16 protein-coding genes are annotated in these 20,867 nt (G+C 65.1%); 8 read left to right on the forward strand and 8 right to left on the reverse strand.

Annotated elements, in window-relative coordinates:
* The first annotated feature begins 10 nt into the window (after positions 1-10).
* Both QX073_RS11540 and cyoB read left to right on the forward strand, forming a co-directional pair.
* Complete coding sequence (locus QX073_RS11540) at positions 11-1,780, forward strand: SDR family oxidoreductase (protein WP_316225775.1); 1,770 nt, start codon at positions 11-13, stop codon at positions 1,778-1,780.
* A 15-nt stretch (positions 1,781-1,795) separates the two neighbouring features.
* The gene (gene cyoB / locus QX073_RS11545; RefSeq protein ID WP_316225776.1) at positions 1,796-3,799 is read left to right on the forward strand and encodes a cytochrome o ubiquinol oxidase subunit I; all 2,004 of its coding nucleotides are present in this window, start codon (positions 1,796-1,798) and stop codon (positions 3,797-3,799) included.
* Positions 3,800-3,859: 60 nt separating this feature from the next.
* On the opposite strand, the gene QX073_RS11550 is transcribed toward cyoB, so the two are convergent.
* The 6 genes from QX073_RS11550 to QX073_RS11575 all read right to left on the reverse strand — a co-directional run bounded on the left by QX073_RS11550 (position 3,860) and on the right by QX073_RS11575 (position 8,847).
* Positions 3,860-4,372, reverse strand: a complete 513-nt coding sequence (locus tag QX073_RS11550) for a hypothetical protein (RefSeq protein ID WP_316166954.1) — start codon at positions 4,370-4,372, stop codon at positions 3,860-3,862.
* Between the two features lie 140 nt (positions 4,373-4,512).
* A complete protein-coding gene (locus tag QX073_RS11555; RefSeq protein ID WP_316225777.1) occupies positions 4,513-4,917 on the reverse strand; it encodes a BA14K family protein in 405 nt (134 codons plus the stop codon).
* Positions 4,918-5,041: 124 nt separating this feature from the next.
* Entirely contained in the window at positions 5,042-5,824 is a 783-nt protein-coding gene (locus QX073_RS11560; protein ID WP_316225778.1) for an alpha/beta hydrolase, read from the reverse strand.
* A gap of 3 nt (positions 5,825-5,827) precedes the next feature.
* Complete coding sequence (locus QX073_RS11565) at positions 5,828-7,123, reverse strand: O-acetylhomoserine aminocarboxypropyltransferase (RefSeq protein WP_315718465.1); 1,296 nt, start codon at positions 7,121-7,123, stop codon at positions 5,828-5,830.
* Between the two features lie 92 nt (positions 7,124-7,215).
* Positions 7,216-7,836 (reverse strand): nitroreductase family protein, encoded by a 621-nt coding sequence (locus QX073_RS11570; RefSeq protein ID WP_316225779.1) that lies wholly within the window; start codon positions 7,834-7,836, stop codon positions 7,216-7,218.
* 81 nt (positions 7,837-7,917) lie between these two features.
* Positions 7,918-8,847, reverse strand: a complete 930-nt coding sequence (locus tag QX073_RS11575; protein WP_315756572.1) for an aliphatic sulfonate ABC transporter substrate-binding protein — start codon at positions 8,845-8,847, stop codon at positions 7,918-7,920.
* Between the two features lie 1,268 nt (positions 8,848-10,115).
* On the opposite strand from QX073_RS11575, the gene QX073_RS11580 reads away from it, so the two are divergent.
* Positions 10,116-13,280 (forward strand): hypothetical protein, encoded by a 3,165-nt coding sequence (locus tag QX073_RS11580; protein WP_316225780.1) that lies wholly within the window; start codon positions 10,116-10,118, stop codon positions 13,278-13,280.
* 138 nt (positions 13,281-13,418) lie between these two features.
* Here QX073_RS11580 and QX073_RS11585 read toward each other — a convergent pair whose 3' ends face one another.
* Positions 13,419-14,069, reverse strand: coding sequence for a TetR family transcriptional regulator (locus QX073_RS11585; RefSeq protein ID WP_316225781.1), 651 nt, complete (start codon positions 14,067-14,069; stop codon positions 13,419-13,421).
* Positions 14,070-14,162: 93 nt separating this feature from the next.
* On the opposite strand from QX073_RS11585, the gene QX073_RS11590 reads away from it, so the two are divergent.
* Positions 14,163-14,825 carry an O-methyltransferase gene (locus QX073_RS11590; protein WP_316225782.1) on the forward strand — a complete coding sequence of 221 codons (663 nt, stop codon included), beginning with the start codon at positions 14,163-14,165 and terminating at the stop codon, positions 14,823-14,825.
* Between the two features lie 115 nt (positions 14,826-14,940).
* The gene (locus tag QX073_RS11595; RefSeq protein WP_316225783.1) at positions 14,941-15,591 is read left to right on the forward strand and encodes an aspartate/glutamate racemase family protein; all 651 of its coding nucleotides are present in this window, start codon (positions 14,941-14,943) and stop codon (positions 15,589-15,591) included.
* Positions 15,592-15,603: 12 nt separating this feature from the next.
* Here QX073_RS11595 and QX073_RS11600 read toward each other — a convergent pair whose 3' ends face one another.
* Positions 15,604-16,962, reverse strand: a complete 1,359-nt coding sequence (locus QX073_RS11600; protein ID WP_316225784.1) for an LLM class flavin-dependent oxidoreductase — start codon at positions 16,960-16,962, stop codon at positions 15,604-15,606.
* Positions 16,963-17,148: 186 nt separating this feature from the next.
* Here QX073_RS11600 and QX073_RS11605 point away from each other — a divergent pair, with 186 nt between their 5' ends.
* The 3 genes from QX073_RS11605 to QX073_RS11615 all read left to right on the forward strand — a co-directional run bounded on the left by QX073_RS11605 (position 17,149) and on the right by QX073_RS11615 (position 19,727).
* Complete coding sequence (locus QX073_RS11605) at positions 17,149-18,816, forward strand: tannase/feruloyl esterase family alpha/beta hydrolase (RefSeq protein WP_316225785.1); 1,668 nt, start codon at positions 17,149-17,151, stop codon at positions 18,814-18,816.
* Between the two features lie 143 nt (positions 18,817-18,959).
* A complete protein-coding gene (locus QX073_RS11610) occupies positions 18,960-19,169 on the forward strand; it encodes a PRC-barrel domain containing protein (protein ID WP_315718640.1) in 210 nt (69 codons plus the stop codon).
* Between the two features lie 330 nt (positions 19,170-19,499).
* Positions 19,500-19,727: a hypothetical protein gene (locus QX073_RS11615; RefSeq protein ID WP_315718641.1), complete on the forward strand. Its 228-nt coding sequence runs from the start codon at positions 19,500-19,502 to the stop codon at positions 19,725-19,727.
* The last annotated feature ends 1,140 nt before the right edge of the window (positions 19,728-20,867 follow it).

Genomic DNA, 20,867 nt, shown 5'->3' on the forward strand with positions numbered 1-20,867 from the left:
CGGAACTCTCATGGACCAGATAACTCAGCCTCGAAGCTACAGCCATGGCTTGCGGCCCGTGGCGGACAATGTGTGGATCGTCGACGGCGGCCGGATTCGGGCCGCCGGACTGCCGCTCTCCGTGCGCATGACGGTGATCCGCCTGTCGAGCGGTGATCTGCTGCTGCACTCGACCACGCGCTTCACTCATGCGCTGCGGGAGGAGCTGGAGCAGCTGGGACCCATCAAATATCTGCTCGCGCCCAACGTCGCGCACTGGATGTTCCTGCCGGACTGGCAGGCGGCCCTGCCGAATGCGCAGGTCTTCGCTGCGCCGGGCTTGGCAGAGCGCCAGCAGGTTCGCCGAAGCGGCCTGCGTATCGATCGTGAGCTGACCGATGTCACGCCGGACGAATGGTCCGCAGATATCCAGTTGGTGCTCGTTGCCGCACCGATGTTCACCGAAGTGGAGCTGTTTCACAGGCCGAGCCGCACACTCGTCCTGACAGACCTCGTGCAGAACCTGGCACCGGAAGGTCTGGGCATCGTGGCGCGGACCGCGGCGAATCTGCTCGGGATCACCGCGCCTGATGGCAAGGCACCGACCCATCTGCGGATGCTGCTGCGGCTCGGCGGCCGTGCCGTCCGGCTCGCGGCGGCGCGGTTGATTGCGCTGGCGCCCGAACGCGTCGTCTTTTCCCATGGCCGATGGTTCGACACCGGCGGCGCGCACCAGCTGCGCCGCGCGCTCGGCTGGCTGCTGGATGCCTCCCCCGAGGCGCGCCGGCTGATGCGTGATCTGAAGGGAACGCGCGTCGTGGTGACGGGCGCCTCGAGCGGCATCGGCCGGGCGACGGCACTCGCCTTGGCGCGGGAAGGGGCCAGCATCGTGCTGGCCGCGCGGCGCGTGGACGTTCTGAAAGACGTCGCGGCCGAATGCGAAACCCTTGGCGGGCGCGCCATCGCCGTCGGCACCGATGTGACCGATGCAGCCGCGGTCATGCACTTGGCCGATCAGGCCGTGCAGACGTTCGGTGGCATCGATGTCTGGATCAACAACGCCGGAACCGGGGTGTTCGGCGCCTATCAGGACGCCGACATCGCGCTCCACCGTAAGACCATCGAGGTCAATCTGCTGGGGACGATGAACGGTGCCTATGCGGTTCTGCCGGTCTTCCTGCGGCAGCAGCGCGGAACCTTGATCAACAACATCTCGCTCGGCGGATGGGCTCCGACTCCGTTCGCCGCCGCCTACACCGCCAGCAAGTTCGGCCTCCGCGGCTTCTCGGCGAGCTTGCGTCAGGAACTCGCCGGTCACAAGGATATCCACGTCTGCAGCGTATTCCCCGCGATGGTCGACACGCCCGGCTTCGTGCATGGCGCCAACATGTCCGGCCGCCATCTCGGTCCAGGACCGCTGCTGTATCGGCCCGAGGACGTCGCCGAGACGTTCTTGCAGTTGATCCGCGCTCCTCACGACGAAGTCGCCGTCGGCTGGCCGGCGCGGCTCGGGCAGATCTCCTATGCCCTGGCGCGCTGGCCGACCGAGCGACTCCTGAGCACGGCGTTCCGTTTCCTGTTGTCGCGCGCGAAGGGCGCACCACGCAGCACAGGTGCCGTGTTGGCGCCGATCGCCGCTGGCACCGCGGTGAGCGGCGGCTGGCTCGTGCGCAAGAAGCTGCCGCCGGCCGGGCAGCTCAGCAGAATTGGATTGGCACTTGGGCTCGGAGGCATCGCGTTGGTTGCTCTTGCGCGCGCCCGCCGGCCTTCGCGGCCATCGCGCCGACATATTACTCGCTGATCCCCGGGGGCGTCCATGCTCGGCAAGCTCGATTGGTCGGCGATCCCCTTTGGCCAGCCCATCCCGCTCGTGGCCGCAGGCCTCGTGCTGGTGGCGATCCTCGGTGTCCTCGGATGGGTCTTGGCGAAGGGGTACTTCCCTTATCTCTGGCGTGAATGGATCACCAGCGTCGATCACAAGCGGATCGGCGTGATGTACATGCTGCTCGCCTTCATGATGCTGCTGCGTGGCGGCACCGATGCGATCATGATGCGAACGCAGCAGGCGGTGGCGTTTCATTCCAACGGCTATCTTCCGCCGGAGCACTACAACCAGATCTTCTCCGCCCACGGCACTATCATGATCTTCTTCGTGGCGATGCCGTTCGTGATCGGGCTGATGAATCTGGTCGTGCCGCTGCAGCTCGGGGTACGGGATGTCGCCTTTCCCACGCTGAACTCCGTCGGCTTCTGGCTCACGGCCACCGGCGCGCTGCTGGTCAACGTGTCCCTCGTGGTCGGCGAGTTCGCGCGCACCGGCTGGCTGCCGTTCCCGCCCTTGTCGGAGTTGACCTACTCGCCGGGAGTCGGCGTGGACTATTACATCTGGGCGCTGGAGATCTCCGGCGTCGGGACCCTGGTCAGCGGCATCAACCTGGTCACCACCGTCCTCAAGCTGCGCACCCGGGGCATGAGCTATCTGCGCATGCCGATGTTCTGCTGGACCACGCTGGCAACGAACCTGCTGATCGTCGCGGCGTTTCCGATCCTCACGGCGACGCTGACGATGCTGATGCTCGACCGCTATTTCGGCTTCCACTTTTTCACCAACGAGGCCGGCGGCAACATGATGATGTTCATGAACCTGATCTGGGCCTGGGGACATCCCGAGGTCTACATCCTGGTTCTGCCGGCGTTCGGGATCTACTCCGAGGTGGTCGCGACGTTCTCGAGCAAGTCGCTGTTCGGCTATCGCTCGATGGTGTTGGCGACCATGGCGATCTGCGTCATCTCCTTCATGGTCTGGCTGCATCATTTCTTCACGATGGGGGCGGGCCCCAACGTGAACGCGATCTTCGGCATTGCGAGCATGATCATCGCGGTGCCTACGGGCGTGAAGATCTATAATTGGCTGTTCACGATGTATGGCGGGCGGGTGCGCTTCACGACGCCCATGCTGTGGTCGGTCGGCTTCATGATCACCTTCATGATCGGCGGGCTCACCGGCGTGCTTGTCGCGGTGCCGCCGGCGGATTTCCTGCTGCACAACAGCTTGTTCCTAGTCGCCCATTTCCACAACGTCATCATCGGCGGCGTGCTGTTCGGGGTGTTCGCGGGTGTCACTTACTGGTTTCCAAAGGCGTTCGGCTTTCGGCTGTATGAGAGCTGGGGCAAGGCGGCGTTCTGGTTCACCCTCATTGGCTTCTACGTGACCTTCATGCCGCTCTATGTCGTCGGCCTGCTCGGCATGACCCGACGGATGCAGCACTACGATGTCGCGGAATGGCGTCCCTGGCTTGCAGCTGCGACGTTCGGCACGGCGCTGCTCGCGATCGGCGTCATTCTTCAGATTTTCCAACTGGTCTTCAGCATCCGCGATCGCGAGCTCCTGCGCGACACGACCGGCGACCCCTGGGACGGCCGCTCGCTCGAATGGGCCACGTCCTCACCGCCGCCGGTGTTCAATTTTGCGGTGCTGCCGAATGTGACGGGGCAGGATGCGTATTGGCGGATCAAGGAAAATGCAAAAGACCAGCAGCTCCATACGCGGGAAAAGGACTACCAGGACATCGAGCTGCCAAAAAACTCCCCCACGGGATTCGTCTGCGCCTTCTTCGCCACGGTCATGGGCTTCGCGCTGATCTGGCACATCTGGTGGATGGTGGCGCTCGGCGCAATGGGTGCGTTGGCGACATTCGTCGTGTTTGCCTGGCGCGATCACGACGAGTACGTCATCCCTGCGGCGGAGGTCGCCCGGATCGATCGGGGCATCATCGAAGCGCGGCAGGGATTCTCGTCGTCAGCGGCTGCCGGGGCCTGAGACCCATCGAAGGGAAGCTGCCGGTGCGTCGGGCCAACCGCACGCACCGGCGAATTCACATCACCAGCGATGATGGGCGCGGATCACGCCATGGCCGTGGCGGTGATGGCCCCAACCCGGACCGCGGTAATAGCCGTAGCTGTGGCGCCACGGCCGCGGGCCATAGGAATAGCCGTAGCTGCGATAGATCGGGCGCGGCACGTAGCTGTAGCCGTAGCCGTAGCCGCCGTAATAGGGGCGGTAGGCCGGGTAGTAGCCGCCATAGCCGTAGGGATAGGCAGCGTAGCGATACCCGCCGTAGTAGGGATAGGGCGCGTAGCCGCCATAGTAGGAGGGGGCGGCGATCGCCGATCCGATCAGGGCACCCGCCAACAGCCCCGCGCCGATTGCGGCACCGCCGCCCCAGCCGCCATGCCAGCCGCCGTAGCGGACCTGGACGGCATTCGAGCTTTCGGCGCCCGGTTTGGCGGCTGCCGACAGCGACGTCAGCGGCGCAGCCGAGACCGAGTGCAGCGTGGACAAAGAAAGTGCGCCGGCGATGGCGAGCGTCGCGGCGGCTTTGAAGGTGACCATCCCGATGTCTCCCGTTGATTCAGGCTCATACTCAACCGGATGAGACGCACTTCGTTGCATTTGTCGCGGCGGACGTTTTGTCGCGCGCCATGGGTCCAGGCGGCGGTCGATGCCGGAGACCGGCATCGGCCTTGATGTCGCTACGGGCAGGAATGGCGCAGGCCGTCATTGCCGAGATAGGTGCCGGAGCCCGGGTCGTAGGATCGGAACCGCTGGGCGCAATAGGCCTGGGCGTTGGCGGCCTCGGCGCGGCTGTTGGCGATGGCGCCACCGATGATCGCGCCGGCCGCGAGACCGCCCAGGGCGGCGGCACCCGCACCGTAGCCGTGGCGATGCCCGCCATAGCGATGGCCGTAATAGCCGTGGCGATGACCGTAGCCGCCGCGCCAGTGGCGATATTGCACCTGCTGCAGCTCGGTCGCGTTCTGCGTGGCGGCGGCCGGCGCCGCGTGGTTCGGCAGCAACGGCGCGGCGGCGAGCGGCGATGCGGCCGCGAGCGACATCGTTCCGATGGTGGCGACCGTCAAAAGTTTGCGCAGATCCATCTGCGTGCTCCTTTCTGTTCGTTGTGCCGGAGGGCAACGGCTCGCCGTCGCCCTCCGTTCCGCGCCGCGAAGGAGCATGTCGGCGGCACGAGGTCGCATCCAACGGCAGAACCGTGACCGCAAGCTAACCGATCAGCGCATCGAGCAGCGCATCCGGACATTCCGCCATCATCGTATGTCCCGCGCCGGGCAGGACGGTCGTGCGCGATTGCGCGATTGCAGCCGCCAGCGCCTTGCCGGCCTTCAGCGGCGTCATCATGTCCTTCTCGCCGAGGATCAGCCGCGTCGGCACCTTGATCTTGGCCGCCGCTGCCAGCGCATCCTGATAGGCGTTGCAGGCGGAGAGATCGTTGAACAGCACGCCCGGCGCGCAGCGCTCCAGGGTCGCCTGCGCGCCGCCATGCATCCACAGCCCCGGCGCGCGGCTGCCGCCGAGCTCGGCGGCAAAACCGAGGCCCCAGATCGAGACCATGTCGATGGCGGCGTGATCGTTGGCTTCGGCGGCCTTCAGGAGGTCAGGTCCGACCGTCATCGCTGCCGCGGTGCCGATCAGGCTGAGCGCCGACACGCGATCGGGATGGCGCGCCGCGGCATCCAGCGCGATCAGCGATCCCATCGAATGGCCGATCAGGTGAGCGGGCTTCGCGTTCACCGCCTGCAACAGCGCGACGATCCAATCCGCCATGGCGGTGATGGTCGGCAGCGCCGGCCCCGTCGAGCGGCCATGGCCCGGCAGATCGGGCGCCAGCACGGCAAAGCCGTGATGGGCGAACCAGCGGCTGTGCAGCGCCCAGACCGAATGATCGAAGCCGGCGCCATGGATGAAGACGACGGCGGGCAGGGACGAATCGAACTCGCGGCCGCCCGTGGCAGCGAAGACCTCATGATCTCCGATCGACAGTTGCATGGCTCACACCTTCTGCGAGGCGCGCAGCGCCTGTCCGAGATCGTCGATGATGTCGCCGGCCGCCTCGATGCCGACCGAGAGCCGGATCAGCTCCTCGCCGATTCCGGCCGCGGCGAGCTGGGCTGCGTCCATCTGCTGATGCGTGGTCGAGGCGGGGTGGATCACCAGCGTCTTGGCGTCGCCGACATTGGCGAGATGGCTGATCAGCTTCAGGCTCTCGATGAACTTGCGTCCCGCGGGACGTCCGCCCTTGATGCCGAACGAGATGATCGAGCCGGCGCCGCGCGGCAACAGCTCCTTGGCGAGCGCATGGTCCGGATGCGTCTCGAGCGAAGGATGCAGCACCCAGTCGACGGCCTTGTTGGCGGTCAGCGCCTCCAGCACCGCGCGGGTGTTGGTGACGTGCCGCTCCATGCGCAGATGCAGCGTCTCGACGCCCTGCAGCAGATGGAACGCGTTGGTCGGCGACAGGCAGGCGCCGAAATCGCGCAGGCCTTCGGTCCGCGCGCGCATGATGAAGGCGGCCGCGCCGAACTGCTCGTCGAAGACGATGCCATGATAGCCGGCATAGGGCTCGGTGAGCTGCGGGAACTTGGCCGAGGCGCGCCAGTCGAACCGGCCGCCATCGATGATCGCGCCGCCGATCGCGATGCCATGGCCGCCGAGCCACTTGGTCGCGGAGTGCATCACGATGTCGGCGCCCTGGGAAATCGGCTGGCTCAGATAGGGCGTGGCGAAGGTGTTGTCGATCAGGAGCGGCACGCCGGCCGCGTGCGCGATCGCCGAGACCTTGGGGATGTCCAGCACCTCGAGGCCGGGGTTGCCGAGGGTCTCGCCGATCAGGAGCCGCGTGTTCGGCTTGATCGCAGCGCGGAAACCGTCGTGATCCCTGGGCTTGACGAAGCTCGTGGTGATGCCGAAGCGCGGCAGCGTGTGCGCGAGCAGGTTGATGGTGCCGCCATAGAGCGAGGAGGAGGCCACGATGTGATCGCCCGCATTCAGAAGCGTGGCGATGGCCAGATGCAGCGCCGCCTGGCCGCTCGCGGTGCAGACCGCGCCGACGCCGCCTTCGAGCGCGGCGAGCCGCTCTTCGAGCACGGCCGTGGTCGGGTTGGAGATGCGGGTATAGATGTGGCCGGCGCGTTCGAGATTGAACAGCGCCGCGGCGTGCTCGGTGTCGTCGAACACATAGGACGTGGTCTGATAGATCGGCACCGCGCGGGCGCCGGTCGCGGGATCCGGGTGCTGGCCCGCGTGCAGGCTCAGGGTCTCGAAGGCGGGCGGTTTCGGCGGCGGCATGCGGATCAACTCTCCTCAAGCAGAACGCATCTTCTGCCACAGATTTCGCCGTCCGTCAGGGGCGGCGCGGCACGCCGCCCCTGCGACATCGATCAGCCGCCGAAGCGCTGCGGGAGAAGGCCGGCGGAGGCGATCTCGGCGATGGACAGGCGTGCGCTCGGCTTCTCGCGCTCCTTGAGCATGGCCGGCAGCTTTTCGCCGTCGCCCTTGCGGCCGACCGCGATCGCGATCTCCACGGCGAAACCGTCGGGCACCCCGAGGGCCGTCTGCGCGGCGGTGACGTCGAAGCCGCTCATGCCATGGGTGACCCAGCCGGACACCGCCGCCTGGTTGGCGAAATTGGCCCAGGCCGCGCCGGCATCGAAGGAATGCGTGCGCGTCGGTGCCGGCTCGGTCTTGCCCGCCGGGATGAAGGTCTTCTTCGACAGCACGTAGACGATCGCCGCGGCATGCTGCGCCCAGCCGCGGTTGAACTCGACCAGCGGCGCCAGGAAGGTGTCGAACTCGGCCGAGCCGCGCAGCGCGTAGAGGAAGCGCCAGGGCTGCGAATTGTAGGAGGAGGGCGCCCAGCGTGCCGCCTCGATGAAGGTCAGGAGCTCCGTCTCGGGAAGCGCCTCGTCGCTGAAGCCGCGCGGCGACCAGCGATCGACGAAGATGCGATGCGCCGGATGCTCGGTGATGCGGCCGGTCGGGGGAGGAAGATGGGCAGTCACGGGTGGTCTCCTTCGTTCAGGCTCGTCGTCGGGCCTCGTGCCGCGCTTCGCTGCCGGGCACAATCTCGGCTCCTGTGTGGCTCACGGCGCTTTGGGAGTCCAGATCGCCAACGCCGATGTGTCCACCTTCGCCGGCAGCACGCGCTCCGCCAGGAAAGCGTCCGCGATCTTCTGCTGTTCCGACAGGCCGGCCGCGGTGACCGCGCCGACCTGGTAGGAGCGGTGGCTGTTGGCCTCCTCGACGGTGGCGGCATCGATGCCCCACAGGGCAGCGAGTTGGCTCGCCGCGGCGGCCGGATTGGCCTTCACCCATTTGCCGGTTTCGACGAGCTTGCCGTAGATGACGTTGAGGGCGTCGCCATGTCCGGCGGCGTAGTCGGCGGATGCGAGATAGTAGCGCTTGTAGCTGGCAAGCCCGTCGCTGCCGTCCGCGAGCACGCGCGCCCCTGACTGGCGGATGGTGCTGGTCAGGAACGGATCCCACGCGACCCAGGCATCGACATTGTTGCTGACGAAAGCGGTCCTGCCGTCGGCGGGCGGCAGATAGGCGGGGGTGATGTCCTTGAAGGTGAGACCCGCTTTGGCGAGCGCGGCGAGCAGCAGATAGTGGCTGCCGGCGCCCTTGGTCACCGCGATCTTCCTGCCTTTCAGCTCAGCGAGCGTCTTGGCCGGCGAAGCCGTTGCCACGAGGATCGCCTGCGCCGACGGCGAGGCGGCCTCCTCGGCGACATAAGCGAGCCTCGCGCCCGCGGCCTGCGCGAACACCGGGACGGTATCGGCGACATCGGCGCCGACATCGATGCTGCCGATGTTGATCGCTTCCAGCAGCGGCAGGCCGCTGGAGAATTCGTGCCACGACACCTTGATGCCGAGCGGCGCCAGCGCCTTCTCCAACTCGCCATTGGTTTTGAGGAGGGCGATCAGGGTCGAGGATCTCTGATAGCCGATGCGCAGCGTCTCGGCTGCGTCGGCTTGCGACGTGGCGAGCGCGCCGAGCAGGGCCGCGGCCATCATCAGGACGCCGCGACGGGCGAGATGCAAGGGCCGCGCGCGACGCAGGCCGCTGAAGGACGGTGTCATTCGGCAATCTCCCAAACAGGCGGTTGCATGCAATTGTCCAGGATCATTCGCAGGATCGTCAGCCCTGCGCAATTTTGCAGATCTGTTCATATGGAGAGGAAAGTTTCTCATGTGCCCATGCCGCGAGAAGTTTTGTTTTCTTGGCGCGCGAGATCTGACGAGACAGCCGTTCGCATCCTCGCCACGCGCAGAGCGTCCGAGATGTGTCTGCCGTTCGTCCCTCCATCGAGAGAGGGCACAGGGAAGGCCGGGCGTCGACTGACACCCATGGCCCGCGTGCAAAAAAGGAAGCACGCGGCGGTTACCACAGGATCAGCCGGACATCCGGCCTTCCCTGCGCAACGGGCTTACGGCTTATACGCGATCTCCCCGGTGCGCCGGGCTTTCTGGCCACCGTCATCCGCGAGACACGCAAGCATCTTCGCGAACTTGATACTAGCGTCGGAGTATCAGGACCACGCGATTTCGCCGTCCGGCTCCCATCGTTCGTCCGCGCGCTTGACGCACGCTGCGACGAGAACCGGCCATCGCATCCCGCACCAACGTTTCGTGACGTTCGCGAAGCGCCCCTCTCGATCGGGCGGGATGGGGTGATACAACCATGAATTCTGAAAAAAAGAAACCAGAATATTTTTCGTCGCGGGACTGGACAGGGCAAATCAGCCTGAGAATGCAGGCGAATTCCGTTTCGTCGCGCACGCGCGAGGAGAAGCCATTGGCTCGTCACGCAAGCCCTGGGGCTTCGGCATATCACAATCAGCTTGTGCCCCTCTGCCGCGACGGCATGGCAGGCCCTCGGCCCAGCCATGCCGTCTTAGCGACTCTCCGCAGCGGTCTGGGCGGGCATGTCCGATCGAACCGCCTTGCATCCGCCGGCCGAAATGAAGCGCGGAGCTCATGAGCGGATTTGGCCGGAGCAGGAGCCGCGGAGCAGGCCCCATTCGGAGGACAGTCCGTGATTAGGGCGGACCTTCTGCGACCGAGTCAGCGGCGTCCGCATTCGTTTCCTTAAGGTGACATTGTCGAGGCCCGGCATCATCACGATACCTCCGACGTAGAGGCCGCACTTCCAGCGCCGCAGCCAACCGGCTTCGGCAACAGCAGTCGTCAGCTAATAGTTGAATTAGCCGTGGTTGCGCACAAACGTAAACGCAACTAACATTTGGCGTCACGATTGCAACCTTTGATGGGCCAATAAGGTGTCAGTTCAAGGAACAGACAGAGGAAAGATTGCGCCAAATCTACTCGCGTTACAAGAAGCTTGGCAGAAACACCCGAAGTTCAAACAGCGGGCGTTGGGCGGGCGACGTGCGCTTGACGGATTTCACTATCAGCTCGCGGTTTCACTTGATCGTTTTTTTGAAGCCGTGTTGGCCCAGAATGAAGAAGCGGCGAGCGTTGCCTTCGAAGGTCTTAGCGACCTCAGTGAAAAGCGTGAAAGCCTCGTCTATCTCACACAGATCAAGACGACCTTGCGAAAGGAGTCCCTTCAAGATGCGATCCAAGAGGCCATCGCGGTGGACGAGTTTCTCGAGGAATGCTGCCCCTCTGTACGGAACAGTTTTCGCTTCAGGATTACTGCGCGAAGTTTACGAGGAAATGTTTCGTCTCAACCCGCGCGCCTGACTGCTTCAGAGCTCAAGCTCGACGCTGTTTCGGCAAAGCGATGGGAACATCTGCGACATCGATGTCTGCCCGTTGAGGTGGACGGTGCACCTGAAGTTCGTTTGGCGACTCGCCTTTGGAACGATGTGACCCACCCGACGACCCTTATTGACACCTGTATGGGTCGGCTCCTTCAAATGCTTCCCTCTGGCGTGTCGCCCGTGCAAATAGCGAAAGCTCTGCTCGCGCTTTGGAACACGGCACGTCGACAAAAGGTGGCGCCTCTGCATCTGCTTGGCGCGACGGATCTAAAAAAGGATAATGAGCTGGTCCAGAGGCACATTGTGCACGGTGTTCGCCCCAGCCTGGCTGATGTTCGTGACGGATGTTTCATGGACCGTCCGGAGAAGCTCAAAGCGGTCCTGTCGACGATTCACGAGCGTTGGCTGGCGGATGCACAAGAGCGAAACGCGGTCGTCCCGGTGTTTTGGATAACGGGTCCTTCTGGAGCAGGCAAGAGTGTGCTTCTGCTCCAGATCATTAGCGAGCTCCTGGCGGACGGCCAAGTCGAAGCGGTCAATTATATCGAATCGTACGCGCATGCTCTACCTCGCGCTCTCGACAATGCTAGCGCTACCTCCCTCTCCATGCTGGTCGCAGGCGATGACCTCTACTCGCCGGAGAATCGCGATCCTGCGATATGGCGAGAAGTTGGCGAACTGACCGCAACGGCTCGCAAGTTCCCAAACCGGTTTGCCATTCTCACCTGCGGCCCCCTCGAGCAACTGAAAGCTTTTAGACGCGAGTGCGAACGGCATCGGGCGCTCGATCCGGTCGAAATCGTGGCCGAGCCCCTGACCCCCGAAGAGCAGGTTGCCTACCATGAGTGGTATCAGCAGCGCACCGGTGTCGATGTTCCTATCCGAAGAGAAGCGATTTTCGTCGCAGCCGCGTGGATTTACGAACTCCACCGCGAGCAGAGACTGACGCCAGAGGCTTTTGCCACCCGATTCGACAATCGTCTCCATGAGCTCGCCATTCAAGCACAAGGCCGTGCTGCCCTCATCCTCAATCTCTATGGCCTGAAAGCTCCGGAGGGGCTGTTTCAAGGACATCGGGCAGAATTGGCGCAATTGGTCGGCGAGCAGGTATGGCGTCTCAGCAATCCAAAATCTGGAACGTTGGCGGGCCGCTTCTTTCACCCCCAGATCAGCCGTCTGATCTACGATGCTCTGGTGCCACGCGGCGAGACAGTTCGGCGGGCAGAGGACATTTCTGTTGGGTTTGATGCAATGCTCGAAGAGGGCAAGCCAGCAGACGCGTTTCTCGGCTGGCTGGGCTCCCGCAAGATCGGCAAGGGTAGGACGCGTGGCGCTCTCATGCTTGACGAGACTATGCGTGTGGAAATCCTGAAGGCTTTGTGGCCATGCTTTCGCCGGCGAGGTCCTGAACATGAGATCACCCCACGTCTTTTCGCTTGGCAACAGTCGGCCTTGAGTGCCGAGGTCGATCTGAACGCGTCAGGCATCAAGGCTCGGATCCAATCCTGGTGGCATGACCTGGGCGAGGATGCCCCAGATTGGGGGCTTCTTTTCCAAATGGTGTGGGATATGGCCGCTCAAGAAGAGCGTCTGGTTCTTCTGAGCAGAGGGCGAGGTTGGCTCGGGGTATATCTCGAGGCCGGAACATGGCCTTGGATCAACAGGCGCTTGATCAGGTTTTCACCAGCGGATGCAGTTATCAGAGATCAGGCCTTGGCGTGGCTCAGTCGCAACACCGCGCACCAGTATTGCGCACGCGTTTGGTTGGATCTGTGCGAGACCACTCAGAGCTCACAGCAGCCAAGCTCGGAGCAGGCTGCCCTTGTTCGACTCGCCCTTCAAGCTATTCCGGCCCAACCTGAAAGCGCTGCAGATATTCCGATGTGGACCAAGACTGCTAAGCTCAATCCACCGGTTGCCGAGTTCGTTGACGCCGTTGCTCGCAAGTTGACAAAGGTACGAAATCCGTATCAGCACGAAAAGGGCGTTGAGTTCTTGCTGAGCCTCGTCCCAGCGACCGAGCTCATTGCAAATACAATGCCTGCGCTTCGCAGCAACATGGAAAACTTCGGTTGGCCCTACCTCTGGAGTAATCTCGCGCTAAGGTGTCCGAGAGAAGCCCGTTGGTTGTCGCTCGGCCGCGATTGGCTGACCGGTCGCGATAACGAGCCTGAGTGGAACTTCGTCTGGCAAAAACTGATCGATCAGAACTTCGAGCACGCGACGCTACTGCCGCGCGGCCGCGATTGGCTGAACGGTCGCGAGAACGAGCCTGAGTGGACCTTCGTCTGGCAAAAACTGATCGATCAGAACTTCGAGCACGCGACGCTACTGCCGCGCGGCCGCGATTGGCTGGACGGTCGCGAGAACGAGCCCGAGTGGGCCTTCGTCTGGCAGAAACTGATCGACCAGAACTTCGAGCGTGCGACCCTGCTGCCGCGGGGCCGCGATTGGCTGACCGGTCGCGACGACGAGCCCGAGTGGGCTTTTGTCTGGCAAAAACTGGTCGATCAGAACTTCGAGCTTGCGACCCTGCTGCCGCGGGGCCGCGATTGGCTGACCGGTCGCGACAATGAGCCCGAGTGGGCTTTTGTCTGGCAAAAACTGATCGATCAGAACTTCGAGCTTGCGACGCTGCTGCCGCGCGGCCGCAATTGGCTGATCGGTCGCGAGAGCCAGCCGGGTTCGCAGTTGGTTCGAAGGGGGGTGCGGCGCTAGAGGGCAAGCTCGTTCACGATCTGTCGAGCGCCTCGCGATGTCCGTTGATCGTCCTTGACGGGCGTTCCGGGATTCTGCTGATCGGCCGCATGGCGGCCCCCAAGACGCCGTTGAACCGGAGACGCGCCGGCTGCGGGACTACCCGGCCTTACGTTTGTGAGGCTTGTTCGCGGTGGAGAGGTACGCACAGAACATGTCGGCCATCGCATCGGCATAGGCCGATATCTCGGCCCGGCTTCGCGGTGTCTCCGAGAAGTGCTTGCCGACCTGACCGAGCGTCGTCTTGATCAGGTCGGCGGCACGCGCGCGCTCGGTCTCTCCGGCACGAGGCAGCACCTCGCGCATGAAGGCGAGCATGGCGCGGCGGCCACTGGCCCTGGCCTGGCGTGCCTCGGGCGCGTCGCGATAGAGCGGGGCGGCGTCGTCGAGCGCGCCGCGTACGGCGGCCTCGTCGCACTCCGATTGCAGGAACGCGTGAACGAGCGCGCGCAATCGCGTCAGAGGCGGACGGCGCGTGTCCTCCAGAATGCCGTGCAGCAGTTTCGTCGTCTGCTGCCACTCGCCGCTCTGCAGCCTGAACAGGATCGCCGCCTTGTTCGGGAAGTACTGATAGAGCGAGCCGACGCTGACGCCGGCCTTCTCGGCGACACGGGCCGTGGTGAAACGTTGCGCGCCTTCCTTGGTCAAAACCTGAACAGCCGCCTGCAGAATGGCTGAGACGAGGTCGGCCGAGCGTGCCTGTTGCGGCAGTTTTCGCGGGGAAATCGGGGCTTTTCGAGCCGGGGCCATGGAGCGTTCCGAAATGCGATTAGCGAATGCGAATGATTATTCGTATTCTGACTTCGACGCAAACGACACGCATCGAGAACACGGAGAATATCGATGATCACCCTGACCACCCACCCGGTGGCGCCGCTGCTGGATCGCCTGCTTGCCGAGGCCACGTTGCTGCGGCCGGAGACGAGCCCGATCTTCGCCGGCATGGCCGAACGGGGCGCGCAACTGATGCGCAGCAGGTCCGGCCATGTCGAGCTCTACACGCAGCTCAAGGACTTTCCGTTGCCCGTGTCGCGCGACACCGGCATGCTGCTCTACATGCTGGCGCGCGGCGTCGGTGCGCGATCGATCGTCGAATTCGGCACCTCGTTCGGCATCTCGACGCTGTTCCTCGCCGCGGCGCTGCGCGACAATGGCGGCGGCCGGCTGATCACCACGGAGTTCGAGCCGTCCAAGGTCGCCCGTGCCCGTGCCAACCTCGCGGAGGGCGGCCTGGCCGATCTGGTCGAGATCCGCCAGGGCGACGCCCTGCAGACGCTGAGCGGTGATCTCCCGGACGCGATCGACCTGGTTCTGCTGGACGGCGCCAAGCCGCTGTATGGCGATATCCTGGCGCTGCTCGAGAGCCGGCTCAGCGCCGGCGCGTTCATCGTCGCTGACAATGCCGACCACAGCCCCGACTACCTCGCCTACGTCCGTTCGCCTGATAACGGCTATCTGTCGGTGCCGTTCGGCGACGAAGTCGAATTGTCGATGCGGATCGGGTGAGCGGCCGGCGACGAACGGCGGATGCCCGCCACCCTCATAGGCAAATGGGCCTGGAGTTGACGTTTGGCCGACGATTGTTCACGAGGAGAGCTTCGTCATCTGAGCAACCGTCCTCATGCCCCGCATCCTCCTGATCAATCCCAACAGCTCGGCCACGACCACCGCGATGATGGTGTCGATTGTGGCCGCCTGTTGCGCCGGCCGGGCCGAGGTGGTCGGCGCGACCGCGACGCGGGCGCCGGCCATGATCGTGGATGCCGAGGCGCTGGCTGCATCGGCGGCGGAAGTGGTCGATATCGGCCGCGCGCATCGCGATGCTTGCGACGGCATCATCGTCGCGGCGTTCGGCGATCCCGGCGCCGCGGAGCTTGGCAGCCAGTGCTCGCTGCCGGTGGCGGGCATCGGCGAGGCGTCGATGCGCGAGGCTGCAGAGGGCGGGAGGCGCTTCGGCGTTGCCACGGTGACGCCCGCGCTGGTCGCGAGCATCGCGGGCCTTGCGGACAGGCTGAACCTGTCGGCGCAGTTCACCGGGACGCGTCTGACGCAAGGCGACCCGGCCGCGCTCGCCGTCGATCCGGCGCGGCTTGCTGCCGCCCTGGCTGACGCCACGCGCGCCTGTATTGCCGAGGACGGCGCCGAGTCCGTGATCATCGGCGGCGGGCCGCTGGCGCAGGCCGCCGATCAGTTGCAGCGGCAATTCGCCGTGCCGATCATCAAGCCGATCGAGGCGGCGGTGGCTGTGTTGCTGTCGCGTCTGTCGGGCTGAGTGCCAGCGGCATTACGGCCGGTAGCTCGCCGCCGGATGCGGTGCCGCGAGCCGGGCGCGGCCGAACATCTTCTCGCGCAAAGTACCCGGCTGGTAGGCCTTCTTGTAGCGGCCGCGTCTGGTCAGCTCCGGCACCAGCATGTCCGCGACATCGGCAAAACTCTCCGGCGACAGCGCAAAGGCGAGGTTGAGGCCGTCGACGCCGGTCTGCTCGATCCAGCTCTCGATGAGATCGGCGACCTTCGCCGGTGAGCCGACGAACACCGGGCCGATGCCGCCGATGCCGACATGCTCGGCAACCTCGCGCACGGTCCACACCCGGTCCGGATCGGCCCGCGTGACGTTGTCCATCGCGCTGCGGCCGGCATCGTTGAGCACGTGGCGGACCTGCTGGTCGAGGTCGTAGGTCGAGAAGTCGACGCCGGTCCAGCCCGACATCAAGGTCAGCGACGCCTCGTGGTCGATGTAGCGGCGATAGTCGGCGAACTTCGCCTCGGCCGCCGCGTCGGTTTCGCCGAGCACGACGGTGGCGATGCTGAAGATGACGATGTCGCTGCCCGCGCGACCCGCGTCGGCGGCGGCCTGGCGGATCGCGGCGACGCGCGGCGCGATGATCTTGGCGGACGGGCCGGACATGAACACGCATTCGGCATGCCGGCCGGCGAACACGCGGCCGCGCGGCGAGGTGCCGGCTTGATACAGCACCGGCGTTCGCTGCGGCGACGGCTCGCAGAGATGGATGGCGTCGAGCTGGTAGTTCTCGCCGCGATGGCTGACGCGGTGAACCTTCTTGGGATCGGTGAACACGCCGCTTGTCCGGTCGCGCTTGACGGCGTCGTCCTCCCAGCTGCCTTCCCACAGTCTGTAGACGACCTCCATGTACTCGTCGGCGACGTCGTAGCGATCGTCATGCGCGGTCTGGCGCTCCCTGCCCATGCCGCGTGCGGCGCTGTCGAGATAGCCGGTGACGATGTTCCATCCGATACGGCCCTCGGTGAGATGATCGAGCGTCGACATCCGCCGCGCGAACGGGTAGGGCGGCTCATAGGACAAGGTGCAGGTGACGCCGAAGCCGAGATGGGAGGTCGCGGCGGCCATCGCCGAGATCAGCATCATCGGATCATTGACGGGCACCTGGATGGCGTGGCGGAGCGCCGCATCGGGGTTGCCGCCATAGACATCGTAGACGCCGAGCACGTCGGCGAGAAACAGTCCGTCGAAGCGGCCGCGCTCCAAGGTCTTGGCGAGGTCGAGCCAATAGGGCAGGCGATTGTAGTCGGAGGAACGGTCGCGCGGATGCCGCCACAGGCCGGGCGACTGGTGCCCGACGCAGTTCATCGCAAACGCATTCAACTTGATGTCCGCAGCCATGATGTCCCTCGACGCTTCCTTGACACCCATCAGATGGCACGCTTCGGCTGACGTTTTCAATCGCACCCATGCGCACGGCCGCTTGCGGCGGGCGCAGGCTTGGCTATGGTCGGAAGCGATCGAGCGTGCCGTAAAGCAGCGACGATGCGTGACGGGCTTTGGCCCGCAGGTGTGAGGACGACCGTGATGACGATCCGTGTGACGGCGCTGACCGCGGTCTTGCTGACGACGTCGGCCATGGCGTCCGCGCAGGCGGAGGATTTCAAGGCGAGCTGTGCCACGCTGGCTCAGGGCTTCTCCGGCAGCGGCCGCATCGTCACGGCGGAATTCGTCGCTGCGGGCGGCGTGCAACTGGCGCCGCCCGCGCCTGCGGGCGCGACCGCACCTGCGCCGGATCACTGCCTGATCCGGGGCAAGATCAACGAGCGTACCGGCATCGACGGCAAGCCCTATGCTGTTGGCTACGAGCTGCGATTGCCTGCGACGTGGAATGGCAAGTTCGTCTTTCAGGGCGGCGGCGGCGTCGACGGCGTGCTGCGCCCGGCACTCGGCCTGCTCACCGGCGCCACGCCGCCGAATGGACTCTCCAACGGCTATGCCGTGGCCTCGACCGACGCAGGCCATCTCGAGGAGCCGGGGCCGCTCGGGCCCTATCTGTTCGGCCTCGATCCGCAGGCGCGGCGCGACAAGGGCTACAGCTCGATTCCGCCGGTGGCTGCTGCCGCCAGGGCCGCGGCCGAGAAGCTGTACGGCAAGGCGCCGCGCCGGTCCTACTTCGCCGGCTGCTCCAACGGCGGCCGCCAGGCGATGGCGGTGACGCAGCGCTTTCCCGAGCTGTTCGACGGCGTCATCGCCGGCGCGCCGGCCTATCGCGTGCCGCTGGCCGGCATCGATGTGGTCGCGCAGGAGCAGGCGCTGCTGGCGATCGCGCCGCCCGGCCCTGACGGCAAGGCCGATGTCGGCAGCGCGCTGAGCGACGAGGACCTGAAGCTGGTGGCCGATGCCGTGACCGCGTCGTGCGATGGCGCCGACGGCGCCAGGGATGGCATGGTGCAGGACGTCATGGCCTGCCGCTTCGATCCGGCCGTGCTCGCCTGCAAGGAGGGCCAGAGTTCGCAGTGCCTGCCTGTCCCCAAGCTGAAAGCCGTCAAGCTGATGTTCGACGGCAGCCGTAATTCCATGGGCGGATTGATCTATGCGCGCTGGCCGTATGATCCCGGCCTCGCCGCGCCCGGCTGGCGCGCCTGGAAGCTCGGTACGCCCAAGGCGAGTCCGCCCAATGCGCGCAACCTCACGCTCATTCCCGGCGGCGTCGCCTATGATTTCATGAGCCCGCCGGAGACGCCGGAGGATCTCGTCGCCTGGGTGCGCAACTTCGATCTCGACCGCGATCCGCGGAAGGTGATGAAGGGCGCCGGCGGCTTCGACGCCGGCATGGAATATGAGGCCGCGACCTCGACCGATCTCGACGCCTTCAAGGCGAAGGGCGGCAAGATGCTGTTCTATCACGGCACGGCCGACCCGATCTTCTCGGCGCTCGACACCGTCGACTATGTCGATCAGCTCAAGACCAAATACGGCGCCGATGCCGACGGCTTCGCGCGGCTGTTCCTGGTTCCCGGCATGAACCATTGCGGCGGCGGACCCGCCACCGATCAGTTCGACTTGCTGACCGCGCTGGACCGATGGGTGGAGGGCACGGCCGCGGCGCCCGAGGCGATCCGGGCCACCGCGCGGCGCGCGCCCGATGTGCCATGGCCCGGGCGCACACGCGATCTCTGCGCGTTCCCGAAGGTGCTGACCTACAAGGGCAGCGGCAGCCTCGAGGATGCGGCGAATTTCGAGTGCCGCTGATGGGCAAGCCCGGCGCTCGCTGCCTTGCGGCGCGCACGATTGCTTGAGGACGGGTTGACGTTCGGCGTCCGCATGCCGACTTGAACGACCGTCGAGCGGCCTGTGCTGCCCGGCGGTTCCCCCCTCATGTCTCGAAGTTCCTCATGGTTGCCGTCAAGACGCGAGCCTTCTGCATCCTGCGCGAATTCGAACGGGCGCAGACCGAGCTGGTCGGCAAGGCTGTGGCGCTGAGCGACGGCAAGGCCGGAACAGTGGAGTACGTCCATCTTGACGAACTCCACGGTCTGCGCATCACCATCGGTGGCCATGACGGCCGCTGGCCGGTGTCGACCATCAAGTTCGCGCAGGCCTGAGTGGCATTGCCTCGTCCACTCAGGTCGCGCAACGACGTGCTGGACTGGCTCCGGACGCTGCGGCGAAAGCGCATGCTCGTTCTGCCCAACCGCGCGCATCAGCCGATGGGACCGGGGCGGGCAGAGACCGCCCCCGGTCCACGCATCCCAGCCGTGCGAAGGAGCCGTCGGCGGTGCTGCGGCTAGCCTCGATGCTCCCGGCGCGGCCGGCCGCTGCTGCTCTGCCGCCCGGACGACGTTGGTCACGGCCGATTCACTTATGTTGATGCGCGCGGCAGCTCCTGATCTAGAGTCGTCGATGCGCATCAATGAAACTGGATGCAATCCCGCATGGACGTAGAAGGTCAAAAGAAGCGGCGCCGGCGTGTCAAGCAGACGATGTCGTTGGGTGAGCGGTTGCTGGAGATGGCGCGCGAAGCGCGAGACAGGGCGAAACGTCTGCCCCCGGGCATCGAGCAGGCCAGGCAGCTGCGGCGCGCCCGCGAGGCCGAAGCGATCGTCGAGCTCGATCGCTTCCTGACGGCTCCCGCACGCAGCACGCCGCCGCGATCGCGTTGACGCCGTCTCGCGCCGGCCTCGGACGACGCGGCGCCGCGGAGGTCACCACGCGGCAGGTCACCAGGCAACAATGTCGACCAAGCAACAATGCCGCGGCTGCTCTTGCTGCATGCGGGCTCGAATTGATGCTGGCATCGCTGCAACGACGCGCTCGACAGGATCGACGTCCCAAGCGACCGTAACGTCCGTGCGTTGGGCAAGTCAGTCCAGAGACGCGAGCACGATGAACCAATTCCAAGCCCGCGCTGATTGAAGCATGTTTGGTTGGTGGCGAGGGCGCCCTCGTCGGGCTGGTGGTATTTCCGGAGCTTGCGGCAACAGGGCTGACCGATCCGGCCGGGACAGCCGAGCCATTCCCGGCCGCGTCACCGCCAGGCTTGCGGATATCGCCGATCGTCCCTCGCATCACTTCCGTGCTCGCGGTGGCGAGACCAATGCCAGTTCGCATTCGCGAATGTGTGCGACGCCGCGAACTTCGATCCCGGGCTCAGCGGCCCGTTCGGTCCGGAACCATTGGCGTTCCGCGCCGCGCCGCGATCGTCGCAGGCGGGGGAGGGGATCGCGACCCTCGAAATCGGCACCAGCAATCTCGACAGCGTCTGTCGACCAACCTTGTCCGGCGGAAGGATCTCGTCCTGATGCCCATGCCGCACTCGCATCGTGCGCTGGTGCAACCGAAGGCGAGCAATTCCTGACGCTGCGCGCGCCCGCCGCTCCAAAATGGAACAGAAACGGCGTGTGAGGAGGCCGAGCGTGGGCGGCGACAGCGCTATCCACATTTCTGCACAGCCGTCGCAAAAAGTTCTTGCGCGGGATGCGGCATCGCACTATCTCACCACCACGCCAGCCGGACATCACTGATGACTGAGGCCCCCGACTTTCGGGACCAACGTTGTTTTCTTTGATGTTTCTTCTTCCGACTGGCTCCTGAGTTTTTCTTCAGAAAGGCTCTTGACGGTCTCTCAAAATCAGCTATGTGAAGCGCCCCGGCAATCGGGACTTCCACGGTGAAAGAGACCAAAGAAGTTGATGCACTAATTAGTTCGAAGCGAACTAACAAGTGCGGGCTGTTTGACAAGTGAAGATGAAGAAAGAGAAACGTGGACGGCGGAGTCCTTGCGGGTCTCGGGATTGAGGGCT

The sequence above is a fragment of the Bradyrhizobium sp. SZCCHNS3052 genome, from assembly GCF_032484495.1.
Taxonomy (GTDB): Bacteria; Pseudomonadota; Alphaproteobacteria; order Rhizobiales; family Xanthobacteraceae; genus Bradyrhizobium.

Excerpts from the sequence above, each read along its gene's own strand:
- QX073_RS11540 (WP_316225775.1), top strand. The coding sequence starts at position 11 with ATGGACCAGATAACTCAGCCTCGAAGCTACAGCCATGGCTTGCGGCCC.
- cyoB (WP_316225776.1), top strand. The coding sequence starts at position 1,796 with ATGCTCGGCAAGCTCGATTGGTCGGCGATCCCCTTTGGCCAGCCCATC.
- QX073_RS11550 (WP_316166954.1), bottom strand. The coding sequence starts at position 4,372 with ATGGTCACCTTCAAAGCCGCCGCGACGCTCGCCATCGCCGGCGCACTT.
- QX073_RS11555 (WP_316225777.1), bottom strand. The coding sequence starts at position 4,917 with ATGGATCTGCGCAAACTTTTGACGGTCGCCACCATCGGAACGATGTCG.
- QX073_RS11560 (WP_316225778.1), bottom strand. The coding sequence starts at position 5,824 with ATGCAACTGTCGATCGGAGATCATGAGGTCTTCGCTGCCACGGGCGGC.
- QX073_RS11565 (WP_315718465.1), bottom strand. The coding sequence starts at position 7,123 with ATGCCGCCGCCGAAACCGCCCGCCTTCGAGACCCTGAGCCTGCACGCG.
- QX073_RS11575 (WP_315756572.1), bottom strand. The coding sequence starts at position 8,847 with ATGGCCGCGGCCCTGCTCGGCGCGCTCGCCACGTCGCAAGCCGACGCA.
- QX073_RS11585 (WP_316225781.1), bottom strand. The coding sequence starts at position 14,069 with ATGGCCCCGGCTCGAAAAGCCCCGATTTCCCCGCGAAAACTGCCGCAA.
- QX073_RS11590 (WP_316225782.1), top strand. The coding sequence starts at position 14,163 with ATGATCACCCTGACCACCCACCCGGTGGCGCCGCTGCTGGATCGCCTG.
- QX073_RS11595 (WP_316225783.1), top strand. The coding sequence starts at position 14,941 with ATGCCCCGCATCCTCCTGATCAATCCCAACAGCTCGGCCACGACCACC.
- QX073_RS11600 (WP_316225784.1), bottom strand. The coding sequence starts at position 16,962 with ATGGCTGCGGACATCAAGTTGAATGCGTTTGCGATGAACTGCGTCGGG.
- QX073_RS11605 (WP_316225785.1), top strand. The coding sequence starts at position 17,149 with ATGACGATCCGTGTGACGGCGCTGACCGCGGTCTTGCTGACGACGTCG.
- QX073_RS11610 (WP_315718640.1), top strand. The coding sequence starts at position 18,960 with ATGGTTGCCGTCAAGACGCGAGCCTTCTGCATCCTGCGCGAATTCGAA.
- QX073_RS11615 (WP_315718641.1), top strand. The coding sequence starts at position 19,500 with ATGGACGTAGAAGGTCAAAAGAAGCGGCGCCGGCGTGTCAAGCAGACG.